General features: G+C 32.9%; 15 protein-coding genes, 1 tRNA gene and 2 pseudogenes. 6 read left to right on the top strand and 12 right to left on the bottom strand.

All coding sequences use genetic code 11. From position 1 onward, the window contains the following. Positions 1-8: 8 nt before the first annotated feature. From ACPWTF_RS07450 to dnaA, 8 genes and pseudogenes are all read right to left on the bottom strand, one after another. Positions 9-341 (bottom strand): FtsB family cell division protein, encoded by a 333-nt coding sequence (locus ACPWTF_RS07450; protein WP_095931869.1) that lies wholly within the window; start codon positions 339-341, stop codon positions 9-11. 194 nt (positions 342-535) lie between these two features. Then, a complete protein-coding gene (udk, locus tag ACPWTF_RS07445) occupies positions 536-1,144 on the bottom strand; it encodes a uridine kinase (protein WP_250837162.1) in 609 nt (202 codons plus the stop codon). A 251-nt stretch (positions 1,145-1,395) separates the two neighbouring features. Beyond that, a pseudogene (locus ACPWTF_RS07440) lies at positions 1,396-2,278 on the bottom strand (SDR family oxidoreductase). An 84-nt stretch (positions 2,279-2,362) separates the two neighbouring features. Beyond that, a pseudogene (locus ACPWTF_RS07435) lies at positions 2,363-3,483 on the bottom strand (methionine aminotransferase). A gap of 39 nt (positions 3,484-3,522) precedes the next feature. After that, complete coding sequence (locus ACPWTF_RS07430) at positions 3,523-4,281, bottom strand: energy transducer TonB (protein ID WP_427875006.1); 759 nt, start codon at positions 4,279-4,281, stop codon at positions 3,523-3,525. Between the two features lie 53 nt (positions 4,282-4,334). Continuing rightward, positions 4,335-5,048, bottom strand: coding sequence for an SAM-dependent methyltransferase (locus ACPWTF_RS07425; protein WP_427875742.1), 714 nt, complete (start codon positions 5,046-5,048; stop codon positions 4,335-4,337). Positions 5,049-5,109: 61 nt separating this feature from the next. Further along, complete coding sequence (locus tag ACPWTF_RS07420) at positions 5,110-5,577, bottom strand: low molecular weight protein-tyrosine-phosphatase (protein ID WP_427875005.1); 468 nt, start codon at positions 5,575-5,577, stop codon at positions 5,110-5,112. A gap of 8 nt (positions 5,578-5,585) precedes the next feature. After that, positions 5,586-7,013: a chromosomal replication initiator protein DnaA gene (dnaA, locus tag ACPWTF_RS07415; protein ID WP_095931847.1), complete on the bottom strand. Its 1,428-nt coding sequence runs from the start codon at positions 7,011-7,013 to the stop codon at positions 5,586-5,588. A gap of 187 nt (positions 7,014-7,200) precedes the next feature. Between dnaA and ACPWTF_RS07410 the strand changes: the two genes are divergently transcribed. Then, on the top strand, positions 7,201-7,614 hold the full coding sequence (locus ACPWTF_RS07410) for an acyl-CoA thioesterase (RefSeq protein ID WP_274254115.1): 414 nt from the start codon (positions 7,201-7,203) through the stop codon (positions 7,612-7,614). A gap of 24 nt (positions 7,615-7,638) precedes the next feature. On the opposite strand, the gene ACPWTF_RS07405 is transcribed toward ACPWTF_RS07410, so the two are convergent. The 3 genes from ACPWTF_RS07405 to ribD all read right to left on the bottom strand — a co-directional run bounded on the left by ACPWTF_RS07405 (position 7,639) and on the right by ribD (position 10,042). Continuing rightward, positions 7,639-8,271: an IMPACT family protein gene (locus ACPWTF_RS07405; protein WP_427875003.1), complete on the bottom strand. Its 633-nt coding sequence runs from the start codon at positions 8,269-8,271 to the stop codon at positions 7,639-7,641. Between the two features lie 129 nt (positions 8,272-8,400). After that, the gene (locus ACPWTF_RS07400; RefSeq protein WP_427875002.1) at positions 8,401-9,003 is read right to left on the bottom strand and encodes an HAD family hydrolase; all 603 of its coding nucleotides are present in this window, start codon (positions 9,001-9,003) and stop codon (positions 8,401-8,403) included. Then, positions 8,996-10,042 carry a bifunctional diaminohydroxyphosphoribosylaminopyrimidine deaminase/5-amino-6-(5-phosphoribosylamino)uracil reductase RibD gene (gene ribD / locus ACPWTF_RS07395; protein WP_427875001.1) on the bottom strand — a complete coding sequence of 349 codons (1,047 nt, stop codon included), beginning with the start codon at positions 10,040-10,042 and terminating at the stop codon, positions 8,996-8,998. The genes ACPWTF_RS07400 and ribD overlap by 8 nt, the downstream gene beginning before the upstream one ends. A 130-nt stretch (positions 10,043-10,172) precedes the next feature. On the opposite strand from ribD, the gene ACPWTF_RS07390 reads away from it, so the two are divergent. The 3 genes from ACPWTF_RS07390 to ACPWTF_RS07380 all read left to right on the top strand — a co-directional run bounded on the left by ACPWTF_RS07390 (position 10,173) and on the right by ACPWTF_RS07380 (position 12,153). Continuing rightward, on the top strand, positions 10,173-10,658 hold the full coding sequence (locus tag ACPWTF_RS07390) for a GNAT family N-acetyltransferase (RefSeq protein ID WP_427875000.1): 486 nt from the start codon (positions 10,173-10,175) through the stop codon (positions 10,656-10,658). A gap of 86 nt (positions 10,659-10,744) precedes the next feature. Continuing rightward, positions 10,745-11,611, top strand: a complete 867-nt coding sequence (gene prmC, locus ACPWTF_RS07385) for a peptide chain release factor N(5)-glutamine methyltransferase (RefSeq protein WP_427874999.1) — start codon at positions 10,745-10,747, stop codon at positions 11,609-11,611. A 23-nt stretch (positions 11,612-11,634) separates the two neighbouring features. Beyond that, complete coding sequence (locus ACPWTF_RS07380) at positions 11,635-12,153, top strand: hypothetical protein (protein WP_427874998.1); 519 nt, start codon at positions 11,635-11,637, stop codon at positions 12,151-12,153. 22 nt (positions 12,154-12,175) lie between these two features. Here the strand turns inward: ACPWTF_RS07380 and ACPWTF_RS07375 are convergent, their stop codons facing one another. After that, a complete protein-coding gene (locus ACPWTF_RS07375) occupies positions 12,176-13,420 on the bottom strand; it encodes an ABC transporter permease (RefSeq protein ID WP_427874997.1) in 1,245 nt (414 codons plus the stop codon). Between the two features lie 241 nt (positions 13,421-13,661). Between ACPWTF_RS07375 and hisS the strand changes: the two genes are divergently transcribed. Together hisS and ACPWTF_RS07365 are read left to right on the top strand one after the other, a co-directional pair. Next, on the top strand, positions 13,662-15,089 hold the full coding sequence (hisS, locus tag ACPWTF_RS07370) for a histidine--tRNA ligase (RefSeq protein WP_427874996.1): 1,428 nt from the start codon (positions 13,662-13,664) through the stop codon (positions 15,087-15,089). A gap of 292 nt (positions 15,090-15,381) precedes the next feature. Then, positions 15,382-15,452: transfer RNA gene (locus ACPWTF_RS07365), tRNA-Trp, on the top strand. Positions 15,453-15,512 lie beyond the last annotated feature (60 nt).

Here is a 15,512-nt window from a genome sequence, read left to right as displayed (position 1 = left end):
TTGTTTGATTATTCTTTTTCTTGAATCGTGTCTCCTTCAAATTGAATGATATAAATATCCTCACTGTCTTTTTTCATGAAATACTTTTCGCGAGCGTATTTCTCAATTTGTTCAGGATTTTTGAGCTGTTTGATCTGCTCTTGATCTTTTTTGATCTCGTCCTGATAATACTTTTTATTATCCTCAAGTTCATGAATTTGCTCATCTAAAAAGCGATGATCAAAATAGGAGTAATTGTCTAGAAATAACATCCAAACAATAAAAAATAGCAAAACCCAAACGTATTTGTTTCCTAGGTATTTGAACCATTTTCTGTCTTTGTATGGAATTTTAAATTTCATTTTTAAACGAATATTTCTTTTGAATTTGAGTGTTGTCTTTAGCCCCGATAGTAGTGAAAATCCTTTTGTGCCGGGGTTCGGCACAAAAGATTACTTCACTTAATTTTTATTTTTATTGGAGTTCAGTAAACTCCATTTGTAACGAATAGCGGGAATCAGCTTCTAATTATTATGGTTTAAATTTACGATAAAAATTATGAAATTCTCTGATTAATTACAGCGCGAACTACATCTATTGCTACCGTATTGTATTTGTCATTCGGGATAATGATGTCTGCAAAAGCTTTAGAAGGTTCTATAAATTGCTCATGCATAGGTTTTAAAGTCGTTTGGTAACGGTTTAAAACTTCATCAATATCGCGTCCTCTTTCTGAAATATCTCTTTTTAAACGGCGAATTAATCTTTCATCAGAATCGGCGTGAACAAAAACTTTAATATCAAACATATCTCTCAATTCTGGATTTGTTAGAATTAAAATTCCTTCTACAATCATTACTTTTCTAGGATGTGTCGAAACGGTATCGTCTGTTCTGTTGTGCTGAATAAAAGAATAAACAGGTTGGTCAATTGTTTCACCTGCTTTTAGCGCTTTTAAATGCTTAACCAATAATTCGAAATCAATTGCTCTTGGGTGATCAAAGTTGATTAATGCTCTTTCGTCAAACGATAAATTATCAGTTTGTTTATAATAAGAATCTTGAGAAATTACCCCAACTTCTGTATGTGGCAATTCGTTCATGATTTGGTGTACTACTGTTGTTTTTCCACTTCCTGTTCCTCCTGCAATTCCTATAATGAGCATAAAATTTTTGTTTGATATTTGTTTCGCAAAAATAATAATTTAACTGAATCGCTAAACATTTAATGTAATTTAACCATATAAGTACTGTAAGTAAAATTAAGCTAGAAAATGTTTAAACAAAATGTTACTTAACTGAAATTATATTACTTATATGGCAAAAAATATAAAAAAAATCCCGAAAGTAAACCTTCGGGATTTCGTGCAATCAGTATAGTTTAAAAAAATATTCTGAATTTAGTAAGCACTTGTAATTATTTATTCTTTTTTGCTTTAATCATCATTTCAAGCTGATCCCAAAGTTCTTCTGGAATTGCTTCTAACAAGTTGAATTGTCCAGCGCCTTTTAACCATTCGCCTCCATCAATTGTAATTACATCTCCATTGATGTATGAAGAGAAATCGGAAACTAAATAAGCAGCTAAATTGGCCAATTCTTGATGATCTCCAACTCTCTTTAAAGGCACTTTTTTCGCCATGTCAAATTTCTCTGAAAGATCTCCTGGTAATAATCTGTCCCAAGCTCCTTTAGTTGGAAATGGTGCCTGGAGCAATGGCGTTAGAACGGATTCCATATTTAGCCCATTCTACAGCAAGACTTCTTGTCATGGCCAAAACTCCCGCTTTTGCTGTAGCACTAGGAACAACATAAGCAGATCCTGTCCAAGCGTAAGTTGTAACAATATTTAAAATCGTAGCAGAAGTTTGTTTCGTATCGATCCAGTGTTTTCCAAAAGCCAACGTACAGTTTTTAGAACCTTTAAGTACGATATCTATCACAGTGTCAAATGCATTTGCAGATAGTCTTTCTGTTGGAGAAATGAAATTCCCTGCTGCATTATTTAAAAGAACATCTACTTTTCCGAAAGCTTTTAAAGTCTCTTGAAGCATATTTTCTACTTCTTCGTAATGACGAACATCACATTGAAGAGGAAGACATTTACCTCCCGTTTGACTTTCCAGTTCAGCAGCTGTAGTTTTTAACTTTTCTAGATCTCTAGAAGTTATGGCTACTTGAGCTCCTAATTCGAGAAAATATTTGGTCATAGCTTTACCTAAACCGCTTCCGCCGCCTGTAACGACAATGACTTTGCCTTGTAAAGCATCATCACGTAACATCTTATCTGTGTAGCTCATACTTTTTTCTTTTTTTGCAATATTAGTTAAATAAAATAGGATGCATGCATAATAATGTTATAAAATTTTGAAAAAAATTATATTTCAGATAATTTTTTTGCTTGCAGACTCTAATGTGAAGTTATCCTTTGCGAAACAAAAACGAATTAATTTTTGATCTTTATGATCTGAATAGAAGGTTGAAATAGGAATTGCAGCAACTCCGTGTTTAGTAATAAGATTTTTGCAGAAAGTAACATCGTCTTCGTCTGAAATGTTAGCATAAGAAGCAACTTGAAAATAAGTTCCTTCACAAGCTTTCAGTTCAAAACGGCTATTCTGAAGCAGTTTCTGAAAGTAATCTCTTTTTCTTGATAGAATTTTCCAAGAAGATTAACGTCAACAACATCTAAATATTCGCTTATAGCAAACTGGGAAATGCTGTTTACACTAAAAACTAAAAATTGATGCACTTTTTTAATTTCTTTCATTAAATGTTCTGGAGCAATGGTATAACCAATTTTCCATCCTGTTATATGAAATGATTTTCCAAAAGAAGAAACCATCACACAACGATCTAAAAGGAAATCTTTTGTATGTGCAGAAATATGTTTTTCTTCGAAAGTAATATATTCGTAAACTTCATCAGATAAAATGATAATATCCGGATATTTTTCAAGAAGATTTTTTAATTGAACGAAATCATTTTCGGTCAGAATTTTTCCTGTTGGATTATGTGGATTATTGATAATCATCATTCTGGTTTTTGCAGAACAAGCTTTTTCAATTCTTTCCCAATTTGGTGTGTAATCGTCATTTAGTGCAACTCGAACGGGTTTTGCTTTGCAAAGTAAAACTGGAGACTCATAAGAATCATAACTCGGATCGAGAATAATTACTTCGTCATTTTCTTTTACTAAAGCCAAAATAGTAGTGAAAATTCCCTGTGTAGCTCCAGCGGTAACCAAAAGTTCTGTGTCAGGATTAATTGTTCTGTTATAAGAACTCTGGGTTAACGCCACAATTTTGTTCATCAACGGCGGATAACCTGCCATTGGTGTATATTGGTGAACGTTTTCCTTTGCTAATCGGGCAATAATATCTGTTAATCTTTCATCTACAGGAAAATTTGGAAATCCCTGCGAAAGATTGATTGCATTGTACTCGGCCGCCATTTTTGACATTACCGTGAATATGCTTGTGGTTACGTTTGGGAGTTTGCTCATGGCGAAGTTTGATTTTGGAAAAAGAAGAGGTGGTTAAATTTAATCTACTACTATAGGCATAGCGTATAAAACTCTAACGACCTTCTCATTTTGTTTTCCAGGATTCCATTTAGGAGATAATTTTAAAACCCGAATAGCTTCTTCTTTAGTCCCAAATCCTAAATCTCGAATAGTTTTTATATCACTAAGCAATCCATCTTTTTCAATAATAAAAGTGGCATATACTTTACCTTTTAGATCTTTTTTTGGGTTTTTAAAATTATCTTTTAAAAAACGTTCCAATGCTTCTTGACCTCCTGGAAATTCAGGTTTAACTTCTATGCCTGCAGTATTATAAACATCGTTTTTATCCTCAATAACTTCTGAAATTGGGTTGGTGTTATTACGATCATAAAATTCTTTGGCTTCATCTAGTTCAACACCGTTTACAGTTATAGGAAATGAATAGTTCCATCTCACATATTTGTTGTCTCTTTTTGCAGGAGTCCATCTAGGAGATAATTTTAATACCCTAATTGCTTCTTCACCTGTTCCATATCCAATGTCTCTTAAAATTTTTATATCACTTAAAGTTCCATTTGTTTCAACCATAAAGGATACATACACTTTTCCTTTTAAGTTTTTCACAATCGGCATTCTATAATTATTTTTTATAAAATCGTTATATAAAGCTTCTGGTCCGCCAGGGAATTCAGGTTGTGAATCTACACGTAAATTATTTGTACTGCTGTTGGCTACTGCATCAGGATTCTGATTTAATAGTTGGTTCTTTGTGTTGAGAAAAACTATTTTGTACAAAACAAATCAAAATTAACGGAAGAAGTTTTTTCATCATGATGGTTTAAGTTAGTTTACATTTTATGAATAATAAAAATCGCAGGACGTTTATCTAAATCAACTTTTAACTTTTTCCAATCAGAAATTTTCATGGTTTTTATGAATTCTGTTGGAAGCGTTATATCTGCCGCAATACAAAGATGAGTTGCAGGACTTAAAATCTGTAGAAGGTCTTCAATCAGTTTGTTGTTTCTGTATGGAGTCTCAATGAATAGTTGCGATTGATTTTTGTCATAAGATAGTTTCTCAAAATGACGAATTGCCGATTTTTTTTCGTCTTTGTCAATTGGTAAATATCCGTTGAAAGTAAAACTTTGTCCGTTCATTCCTGAAGCCATCATCGCCAATAGGATAGAAGAAGGACCAACTAAAGGTACAACTTGAATTCCTTTTTCATGCGCCAATTTTACAATTGCAGCACCTGGATTGGCAACGCCTGGACAACCTGCTTCGCTCATTAAACCCATGCTTTTTCCTTCTAATAAAGGTTTAATGAAATCATTATGTTCGCTAGTTTCTGTTCTTTTGTTTAAAGTAAAAAGAACCAATTCAGATTGTTTTTTTTCGGGATAAACTGCTTTTATAGATTTTCTTGCCGTTTTGTCGTTTTCTACAATATAATGGTCAATAACTTCTATCGTTCTTCTTACTGTTTGTGGTAAAACATCCATCGGATTGCTTTCGCCCATTGTAGTTGGAATTAAATATAATTTTCCGAGAAGTTTCATGTGTTTTTTCTTTAAAATTAAAAAATTCAATTATTTCTTTTTTAGAAACAATTGAATCGAATTAGGAGTGTTTTTTAAGTAATTGATCTGCAATAAGATCGGTTACTTCGTCTAGCATTTGGTAAACATTGTCAAAGCCATTTACTGAACCGTAATATGGATCTGGAACATCGACATTTTCGTTTGGAAATAAATCGTTTAAAATCAAACGAACTTTGTTTCTGTGTTCTGGAGTTTTAGCTAAATGAAGTACATCGCGAAAATTAGAATTATCCATTACATATATATAATCGAATTCATCAAAATCAGAAACTTGAATTTGTCTCCCTTTTTGCTCGCCGATATGGATTCCGTTTTTTTTGGCCACTTCGATAGAACGTTTGTCAGGACAATGGCCAATATGCCAAGAACCTGTACCAGCAGAATCAACAAAGAATTTATCTTCGGGTAGTTTAGAAGCAAGAATTCCTTCGGCTAAAGGAGATCTGCAGATATTCCCTAAACAAACCATTAAGATCTTTACAGGCATGGTGCGTCTTAAAGCGTTAGTTTTTTATTGATGTCTTCAACAAACTTTTTAAATTGTTTGTCTGTAGAAACTAAATTATCGACTGTTTTGCAAGCATGAAGAACAGTTGCGTGATCGCGGTCTCCAATTTGTGAACCAATATTTGCCAAAGAAGCTTTTGTGAATTTTTTAGCAAAGAACATCGCTAGTTGTCTTGCTTGTACAACGTGCCTCTTTCGAGTTTTAGACTGAAGTGTTTCAATATCTAATTGGAAATAGTCTGAAACGATTTTTTGAATATAATCGATTGAGATTTCTCTCTTTACGTTTTTAACAAATTTCTCTACAACACTTTTTGCCAGTTCAATCGTAACTTCTTTTTTGTTGAAAGAAGACTGAGCGATTAATGAAATAATGGCGCCTTCCAATTCTCTAACATTAGATTTGATGTTTCGAGCAACATATTCTAAAATATCTTCAGGCATCTCAACACCATCACGATATAAAATGTTTTTTAAGATCGAGATACGAGTTTCGTAATCAGGCTGATGTAATTCTGCAGATAATCCCCATTTAAAACGAGACAATAATCTTTGTTCGATATCCTGCATATCAACAGGAGCTTTATCTGAAGTTAAGATTACTTGTTTTCCGTTTTGGTGTAAATAGTTGAAAATATGGAAGAATACATCTTGTGTTCCTGATTTTCCAGACAAGAACTGAACGTCATCAATAATTAAAACATCAATTAATTGGTAAAAGTGAATAAAATCATTTCGATTATTCTTTTTTACAGAATCAATGTATTGCTGTGTAAAAATCTCAGCAGAAATATATAAAACGGTCTTTTCTGGATATTTATCTTTTACTTCTACACCTATAGCATGCGCTAAGTGTGTTTTTCCTAGACCAACTCCTCCAAAAATCAATAACGGATTAAATGAAGTTCCTCCAGGTTTGTTGGCAACAGCCATACCAGCAGAACGAGCCAAACGGTTGGAATCTCCTTCTAAGAAATTATCAAAACTATAGTTCGGATTTAACTGAGACTCAATTTTTAAATTTCTAATTCCAGGAATTACAAACGGATTTTTTAGTTCGGGATTTAAGTTTTTAAACGGAGCATCAACCTCTTGCGGTTTCATTGGCACTCTGTTGGCACTTGGCAGCTGCTCGGTAAACGGCTGTTTATTGCCATAAGTGTTCTCCATTTTAATTTTATAGAGTAACTTTGCGTTTTTTCCCAGTTCTTTGGTAAGCGCAACTTTCAATAATTTTACGTAATGCTCTTCGAGCCATTCGTAGAAAAATTTACTTGGAACCTGAATGTATAATGCGTTATCGGTTAGCTCAACTGATTTGATTGGTTCGAACCAAGTTTTATATGCTTGGTCTTGAATATTATCCTTTATAAAGGACAAACAGTTTTCCCATACCGATTGAGCAGTTTTAGTCATAGATTCAGATAAATTTTTATTATTGTTATAAAGATTCTCCTAATAAAATAGGAGCAATTTTATTCCGTATTTCGGGATAACAAATATGTGAACAAATTTCTGTAAAAAAAAATATTTTGGTATCTAATTTTATAAAAAAAAGTTGTAATACGGCTTTTTAAATTCGAATTTTTTTAATATTTTATAAATGAAAAATCATCAGACTCAAGTACGAGTTCGTTACTCAGAAACTGACCAAATGGGAGTCGTTTATCACGGTAATTATGTTCCTTATTTTGAAATTGGACGCGTGGAATGGCTTAGAAATAAAGGGGTTTCGTATAAAAGCATGGAAGAAAGCGGTATTGGTCTTCCAATTGTCAACATGAACATCAATTACAAAAAATCGGCGAGATACGACGAACTTTTGACAATTCACACGACTTTCAAAAGTCACTCTTCGGTGAAGATCGAATTTGACTGTGCAATTTACAATGAGGCTAATGAGTTATTAACAACTGCGACATTTATTTTGGTATTTGTAGCGTTAAAAACGGGTCGTCCAACAGCTCCTCCAGAATACATTTTAGACATATTCAAATCACTTGATGAAAACTGTTAAAACAGCCTTCATTTTGATGTTAAATTATATAATTTTAATATCAATTTCGAACATTAAATCAAAAATGCTGAACACTGTTTCGGCATTTTTTTTTCGTGTTTTTGTCACAATTTTGCCAATTGGCAGTTCAGAAATTTCATCCATTTCCATTTCCTGAGAAGTGATTTCTAATTTCTTTTCTTTGATAACTCGCATTACTTTATTCATGTTTTTGTAATCAAAAGAAATTAAAAATTCGACATCAATTGTCTTTTCAACGATTTCACAAACTTCCAAAGTCTGTTGTGCAGTTGTTCGATATGCAGAAATTAAACCGCCAACGCCTAATTTTACTCCGCCAAAAATACGAACGACTACAACTAGAACGTTTGTTAATCCAAAAGATTGTATTTGTCCGTATATTGGGGCTCCGGCTGTATTGCTTGGTTCTCCATCGTCGTTGGCACGATACGAGATTTTATTTCCAACACCAATTTGGTAAGCGTAGCAATAGTGTACTGCGTGTGGATGTTGCTTTTTAAGTTCCTCGATAATAGGTTTTACTTCATCTTCATGATCTATCGGAAAAGCATAGCCAAAGAATTTACTGCCTTTTTCTTTAAACAGTATTTCTTCAGATGCAGATGCAATAGTTTGATAAGTATCGTTAATTTCCAATTGTAAGGGTTTAAGTTTTTTTTAGCCACAGATTAAAAAGATTCTCACAGATTTTCTTTTAAAAAAGCAAAAAAGAAATCTTTTTAATCCTTTTAATCTGTGGCTAAATATTTTTTACTAGAAAGTGTGTTACAATAATCCTTTGGTAAATAGATCAACAACATCTTCTTTGCCAACTTGAAGATTCCAAACTTTAATTCCTAGAGACGCAGCGCTGTCGGTATTTTCTGTTTTATCGTCAACAAATAAAGTGTTTGCTGCAACTAGATTATTTTGGTCCAAAACAAATTGATAGATTTTCGGGTCTGGTTTTCTCATTCCTATATCAAACGAAAAATAGACTTTTTCGAAACAAGCATAAAAGTCTTTGTAAAAAGAAATTCCGCTTTTTTCTTCAAATGTATTAATGTGAATAGAGTCGGTATTGCTCAACAAAAACAAGCGGTATTTTTTTGATAACTCCTGGAGAAACTCTAAACGATAAAAAGGAAAATCTGCCAAAACTGCATTCCATGCTCTCAAAATGTCTTCTTTAGAAGCATTTGGCAGTTGTTTTTGAAAACCGCCAATAAAATCTTCTGAAGAAATAGCACCAACTTCAAAAGAAAGATTTAATTGATCCAATTCATTATTCCATTCTTTCATTCCTAATTTTTGTAAACCAGAAATGGTGGCAGGTTTATCTAAATTGATGAAAATATCTCCAAAGTCAAAAATTATCGCATTAATCATGATTTCTAATTTGTATTAGTTCGTCACTTAATATGTTGGTCTTTGTGGTGTTTTTTCTTGTAATAATTGGAGCTTTTGTTCCGTTTAGAAAACTTGTTTTTCCAACAAAAATTCTCGCTTCATCCCAAAGATTTTCATCAATAAAAGATTGGATTGTTTGTCTTCCGCCTTCAATTATTATAGATTGAATTTGATTTTGATATAAAACATCCAAAACCTGAGGGATACTATTTTTATCAAAATCAATTACTTCAAATTGAGTATTTTCTCTTGATGGTTTTGAATCTTTAGAAAAAACAAAAGTTTTTACAGAGTTATCAAAAATAAAACTGTTTTCATCAATTCTATTATTTTGATCTATAACAACTCGAACGGGATTGTTACCGTTCCAATCTCGAGCATTTAATTTTGGATTGTCATCAACAACGGTTTGGGTTCCAACTAAAATGGCCTGTTCTTCAGTTCGCCATTTGTGAACCAATTGTCTTGAATATTGATTCGTAATCCAAATTGGTTTGCGTTCTTGATTGATTTCTTTTTCTGGCGCTAAAAAGCTGTCTTGGCTTTCTGCCCATTTTAAAATGATATACGGTCTCTTTTTTTGATGGAAAGTAAAAAAGCGTTTATTCAGTTCGTTGCATTCCTCTTCTAAGACTCCAACAGTAACATTCGCTCCAGCTTCAATTAATTTTAAAATACCCCTTCCAGCTACTTTTTCGTTAGGATCAACTGTGCCGACCACAACATTCGGAATTTCATTTGCAATAATCAAATCACAGCAAGGAGGAGTTTTTCCAAAATGACTGCAAGGCTCTAAGCTTACATAAATTGTAGCTTTTTTCAACAGTGATTTGTCTTTTACAGATTTAACGGCATTTACCTCGGCATGGGGTTCACCTGCTTTTTTATGCCAACCTTCGCCAATAATCTTATCTTCATAAACAATTACACTGCCAACCATTGGATTCGGATACGTTGTTCCAAGTCCATTTTGTGCCAGTTCGATGCAGCGTTTTATGTATTTTTCATGTATATTCACACTGCAAAAGTAGTTAATTTTAAGATTATCACTAACTCGAAAAGATTAAGTTGTGAAACAATCCAGATAGTTATAATAGTATCAAAAAAGTATATTTACTTTTGTATTTGTAATGATTTAGAATAAAAAAATGGTAAATTGGCTTATAAGGACAATTAAAAAGGAAGACAATCAGGCGGTTGCAAGTTTGATAAGATCTGTTTTTGATGAATTGGAAATTCCAAAAGTAGGAACAGCATACGAAGATCCTTACTTAGATTTGATGTTTGAGGAATATAGTAAAACGAAATCGGCCTATTTTGTTGTGGAAAATGATGGGGAAATTGTGGGCTGTGCTGGAATCGCGCCTTTAGAAAATGGAGATCCTGAAATTTGTGAATTGCAGAAAATGTATTTCCTTCCCAAAACGAGAGGATTGGGAATTGGAACTAAAATGATGGACAAATGTTTGGAACAAGCAAGAGCATTTGGTTTTAAAAAATGTTATATTGAAACCATGCCATTTATGCATGCAGCGCAGAAACTGTATAAAAAATCCGGTTTTGAGTATTTAGATGCCCCAATGGGGTGTACTGGGCACAATTCTTGTCCGGTATGGATGCTGAAAGTTTTATGATTTTAATGTAACAAATTTAAAGTGTCAAGACTTATTGAAAGATAAAATATCAGTTTTGGACTGATGTAAATGCCCAAAAAATAAAAATGAAAATTAAACAATATCGTACTCAGTTTATTAAAGAATTATCTCCTTTTTACGATGCGTACGAAGCAGAGAGTTTTTTTTATTTGATTTTAGAAGATAAACACCAGCTTCGCCAGATTGATTTAGCTTTAAATCATGAGTTGGTATTTGATGAGAATGATTTTGTGATATGGGATGAAATCTTGCAACATTTGAAGAAAGAAGTCCCTATTCAATATCTATTAGGAAAAACACATTTTTATGGTTTGGACTTTGAAGTTAATGAGAATGTTTTAATTCCAAGACCAGAAACTGAGGAATTGGTAGAATGGATTATTAATGAAAATGCAAGTCCAGAGAAATCTAAGAAAATAAAAATACTGGATATTGGAACAGGAAGTGGCTGTATTGCTATTTCTTTGGCTAAAAATCTTCCAAATGCCGAGGTTGTTGCTATAGATGTTTCTAAAAAAGCAATTGAAACTGCGAAAAGAAATGCGGTTAGGAATAATGTTGATGTAACTTTTGTTATGCAGGATATCTTAAAGGAAGAGGAGCTGAGATGTCAATTTGATGTTATTGTTTCTAATCCGCCTTACGTACGAAATTTAGAAAAAGCAGAAATCAAAAAAAATGTTTTGGACTACGAACCGCATTTAGCGCTTTTTGTTGAAGATCATGATGCCTTGATTTTTTATAGAAAAATTGCCTCGCTGGCAAAAAATGCCCTTGTGGAAAAAGGAAAATTATATTTCGAAATCAATCAATATCTTGGAAAAGAAATGACCGATTTATTAGAAAGTATGGATTTTAAAAGTGTAGAGCTTCGAAAAGATATTTATGATAATGACAGAATGATTTCTGGTAAGGTTTTGAAAGGCTTGTAATTTAATAATTCGTTTAAAATCTTATGGAAGACCAAATTCACCCTAAAGATGAGTTTATTGTAATTGATGGTTATTTTTCAGGAAATGGAATTAAATCTGTTAAAGATGTTGTAGAAAAGCGTTTTGAAAATCGATTAAAAACAGATTTCTATAATGATTTTATAAATTGGTCTAAAGCTGAAAATGAAATTTTGTTAGGAACGTTTAGAGCCTCTGCCGCTTGGCCTTTACTTACGGATTTAGGATGTGTTTTTGATTTTCGTAACCCAGAAAAATTTGTTTATCAGGAATTTAAACTTGTTCATTCTTTAGTGAATGGGTGGATTCCAGCAGAAAGCACTTCAATAGGAAATAATCATATTGTAGCTGTAAGGTTTGAAAGGCAGATCCCTGAAATGCTGCATGAACTTTATGAAGAAAGCGAATATCATCCCAATGCACCAATTGGTTGTCTTCAATTAGGAATATGTCGTAAAAAAGATTTTCCCATTATCTTGGAAAATATTAGAAAGAATCGTTTAAAAAGTGAAAGTGATTATTAACTGAAAAATGAATACTAAAAAACTATTCGTAACGCAACGCTTCAATAGGATCTAATTTCGATGCTTTAATGGCCGGATATAAGCCGGAAACTATAGCAACCATAAAGCTAGTAGCAAAAGCCGCAAAAATGGCCATCCACGGAATCACAAAAGAAAAACTCATAGCGGTGGCTATTCCGAAACCCAGAAGAATTCCAAGAAAGATTCCAACTAAACCACCAATTTGTCCGATTAATAAAGTTTCAATAAAAAACTGAAAAGCAACTGTTGATCTTTTTGCTCCTAATGCTTTACGAACACCAATTTCGCGTGTGCGTTCTGTTACTGAAACAATCATAATATTCATTAAAGCAATAGACGATCCTAAAATGGTAATTACAGAAATAGTCCACGCTGCCAATCCTAGATATTGAGTAATGCTTAGTATGCGATTAATCAAATCATCGCTTCGAACTATGCCAAAATTATTGTCACGAACCGGACTTAATTTACGAACTCTTCGCATGGTACTTGTAGCGTTATCTATGGCTTCGTCTAAAACTTCTTTTTTAGAAACCATCACACTAATGGTATAGTTGATATTTGGTGCAGTAAATAAAGATCTCGCAACTTGAATTGGAATTAGAACTCTTAAATCCTGACTGTTGCCAAACGTAGAACCTTTCTCTTTTAAAACACCAATTACTTTAAATCTTGCGCCTCGAATAGAAATGATTTTATCAATTGGATTAACGTCTTTCAAGAGCCCTTTTTCAAAATCAGAACCAACAATACAAGAGTAAGTATTATTTTCAATATCAAATTGGTTAAAACTTCTTCCTAAACTAGTTTCTAGCCCAGAATTGGTAATAAAATGTTCGTCTACGCCTACAATTGTAATTTCTGGATCTGTTTTTTCGCTCAAGTATTTTACTTCAGCAGTTGAAGTTGCGGTAAAAGATAGAGAGGTTTCTGTAAATGGGTATTTGTATTTGCTTTTGAAAGCCACAGCTTCTGGATAGGAAATAATAGGATTGATGATTTCGCGTTCGTTTCCGCCACGGTTTCGAACTTTATTTTCGTATTGATTGATGTTAAAAGTATTGGCTCCCATAGAAGCAAAATCGCTGGAAATAGTGTTTTCTAAAGCAGAAACTACAGTAAGGATTCCAACCAAAGCGGTAATACCGATGGCAATAATTAATACAGTAAGAATAGTTCGCAGCAATTGTGTTTTGATAGAACCAAATGCAATTCGGATATTTTCTTTAAATAATTTTAGCATCATGACCAATTTGTCACGAAAATACGGTTTTTGTTACAAGTTTGTTTTCGAAGTGTTATTATTTATTTTAAAAAGTAAGATATTTGCAGACTTAAATTAAGTCGAAAGTTGGAAAGTTATAAAGTCGAAAGTCTAAAGTGCCAGCAATCAAAAAAAATAGAAATAAATTAATTTTAAAGATTTTTTGAATTTAAGTTTCAAAAGAAATCTAAAATCTAAAATCAATAATCTAAAAGAAAAGAAGATGGCTTCAAAACCAAGTGTGCCAAAAGGGACAAGAGATTTTTCACCAGCCGAGGTGTCAAAACGCGAATATATTATGCAAACCATAAAAAGTAATTTTGAAAAATTTGGTTTTCAGCCTATAGAAACGCCTTCGTTTGAAAATTCGGATACTTTGATGGGGAAATATGGAGAAGAAGGAGATCGTCTGATATTTAAAATATTGAATTCTGGTAATTTCTTTTATGATAAAAATAAAATTGAACTGCCACAATCAATTGAAGAATTACTTGTGAATTCTGCTGAAAAAATAAGCTTAGAGCAAAGAATCGAATTAAATAAATTCACAGGAAAGATTTCTGAGAAAGCATTGCGTTATGATTTGACTGTTCCATTTGCGAGATATGTAGTGCAGCACCAAAGTGAAATAGTATTTCCTTTTAAAAGGTATCAAATTCAACCAGTTTGGAGAGCTGATAATCCGCAAAATGGGCGTTATAGAGAGTTTTATCAATGTGATGCTGATGTTGTTGGTTCAAAATCACTTTGGCAGGAAGTAGAATTGGTTCAATTGTACGATACTGTTTTTACTTCTTTAGGTTTAGAAGGCGTTACAATTAAAATCAACAACCGAAAAATTTTATCGGGAATTGCTGAGGTAATTGGCGCTTCAGATAAATTGATTGATTTTACAGTTGCTCTTGATAAATTGGATAAAATTGGAGAAGACGGCGTTAAAAAAGAAATGATTGAAAAAGGAATTTCTGAAGAGGCTTTGGTAAAAGTACAGCCGCTTTTTAGTTTCTCAGGAACTTTTGCAGACAAAATTGCGCAACTTTCGGACTTATTGTCTTCTTCTGAAGAAGGAATGAAAGGTGTTGAAGAATTAAAGTTTATATGTGACAATGTTGCCGATTTAGGTTTGTCAACAGCAACTTTAGATTTGGATGTAACATTAGCACGTGGTTTAAATTACTATACCGGAGCTATTTTTGAAGTTGCAGCGCCAAAAACAGTTGCTATGGGGTCTATCGGTGGAGGCGGAAGATATGACGATTTAACTGGTATTTTTGGTTTGCAAAATATGAGTGGTGTCGGAATCTCTTTTGGGTTAGATAGAATATACTTAGTTTTAGAAAAATTGCAATTATTCCCAGAAACTGTTGCAACTACTTCAAAAGCAATGTTCTTGAATTTTGGAGATAAAGAAGCGCTTTACGCTTCAAAAGCGATTCAGAAATTGAGACAGGAAAATATAAAAGTAGAATTATATCCTGATAGTGTAAAAGTTGGAAAACAATTTCAATATGCAGACAAACGTTTAATTCCGTTTGCAGTATTGGTTGGAGATCAGGAAATTGCTTCAAATTCTTATACGCTTAAAAATTTAGTGTCAGGAGAGCAGGTTTCTGTAGATTACGACGGATTAAAAAATGCTTTACAGGCCTAATAAAATTTTGTTTCACGCAGATTTTTCAGATTAGAGGAGATTTATTTTATTTTTTTGTTTAAAAAATCTGTAGAAATCGGCCTAAATCTTTTTTAAAATCTGCATGAAATAGTTTTTCTTTCTAAAAAGCAAATAAATTTCGAAGCATTAAAAAAAAGCTTTGTCAAGTTAACTATCTGGAACAAAAGTTTTTGCTTTAGATTCCGCAGATTTAAAGGGTTTTCTTTTGAAATCTCTTCCTGAAATAGTTGCCAGAGAAGAAAAAAAACTTTTAATTTGCCAACCTTAAGTTACGGGCGTAGTTCAAGGGTAGAATAGCGGTCTCCAAAACCGTTGATGGGGGTTCGAATCCCTCCGCCCGTGCAAAAACAATAAATGACAACTTTGTCATGTAAAGCTTAAACATAAAAAAAGCTTCGTCTC

It is taken from the genome of Flavobacterium sp. MMS24-S5 (assembly GCF_050320125.1).
GTDB lineage: Bacteria > Bacteroidota > Bacteroidia > Flavobacteriales > Flavobacteriaceae > Flavobacterium > Flavobacterium tyrosinilyticum.
This window is presented reverse-complemented; position numbering and strand designations above follow the sequence as displayed.

Bases quoted from the DNA above. Each gene is read 5' to 3' on its own strand.
- ACPWTF_RS07450 (WP_095931869.1), bottom strand. From the start codon at position 341: ATGAAATTTAAAATTCCATACAAAGACAGAAAATGGTTCAAATACCTA.
- udk (WP_250837162.1), bottom strand. From the start codon at position 1,144: ATGCTCATTATAGGAATTGCAGGAGGAACAGGAAGTGGAAAAACAACA.
- ACPWTF_RS07425 (WP_427875742.1), bottom strand. From the start codon at position 5,048: ATGAAACTTCTCGGAAAATTATATTTAATTCCAACTACAATGGGCGAA.
- ACPWTF_RS07420 (WP_427875005.1), bottom strand. From the start codon at position 5,577: ATGCCTGTAAAGATCTTAATGGTTTGTTTAGGGAATATCTGCAGATCT.
- dnaA (WP_095931847.1), bottom strand. From the start codon at position 7,013: ATGACTAAAACTGCTCAATCGGTATGGGAAAACTGTTTGTCCTTTATA.
- ACPWTF_RS07410 (WP_274254115.1), top strand. From the start codon at position 7,201: ATGAAAAATCATCAGACTCAAGTACGAGTTCGTTACTCAGAAACTGAC.
- ACPWTF_RS07400 (WP_427875002.1), bottom strand. From the start codon at position 9,003: ATGATTAATGCGATAATTTTTGACTTTGGAGATATTTTCATCAATTTA.
- ACPWTF_RS07390 (WP_427875000.1), top strand. From the start codon at position 10,173: ATGGTAAATTGGCTTATAAGGACAATTAAAAAGGAAGACAATCAGGCG.
- prmC (WP_427874999.1), top strand. From the start codon at position 10,745: ATGAAAATTAAACAATATCGTACTCAGTTTATTAAAGAATTATCTCCT.
- ACPWTF_RS07380 (WP_427874998.1), top strand. From the start codon at position 11,635: ATGGAAGACCAAATTCACCCTAAAGATGAGTTTATTGTAATTGATGGT.
- ACPWTF_RS07375 (WP_427874997.1), bottom strand. From the start codon at position 13,420: ATGATGCTAAAATTATTTAAAGAAAATATCCGAATTGCATTTGGTTCT.
- hisS (WP_427874996.1), top strand. From the start codon at position 13,662: ATGGCTTCAAAACCAAGTGTGCCAAAAGGGACAAGAGATTTTTCACCA.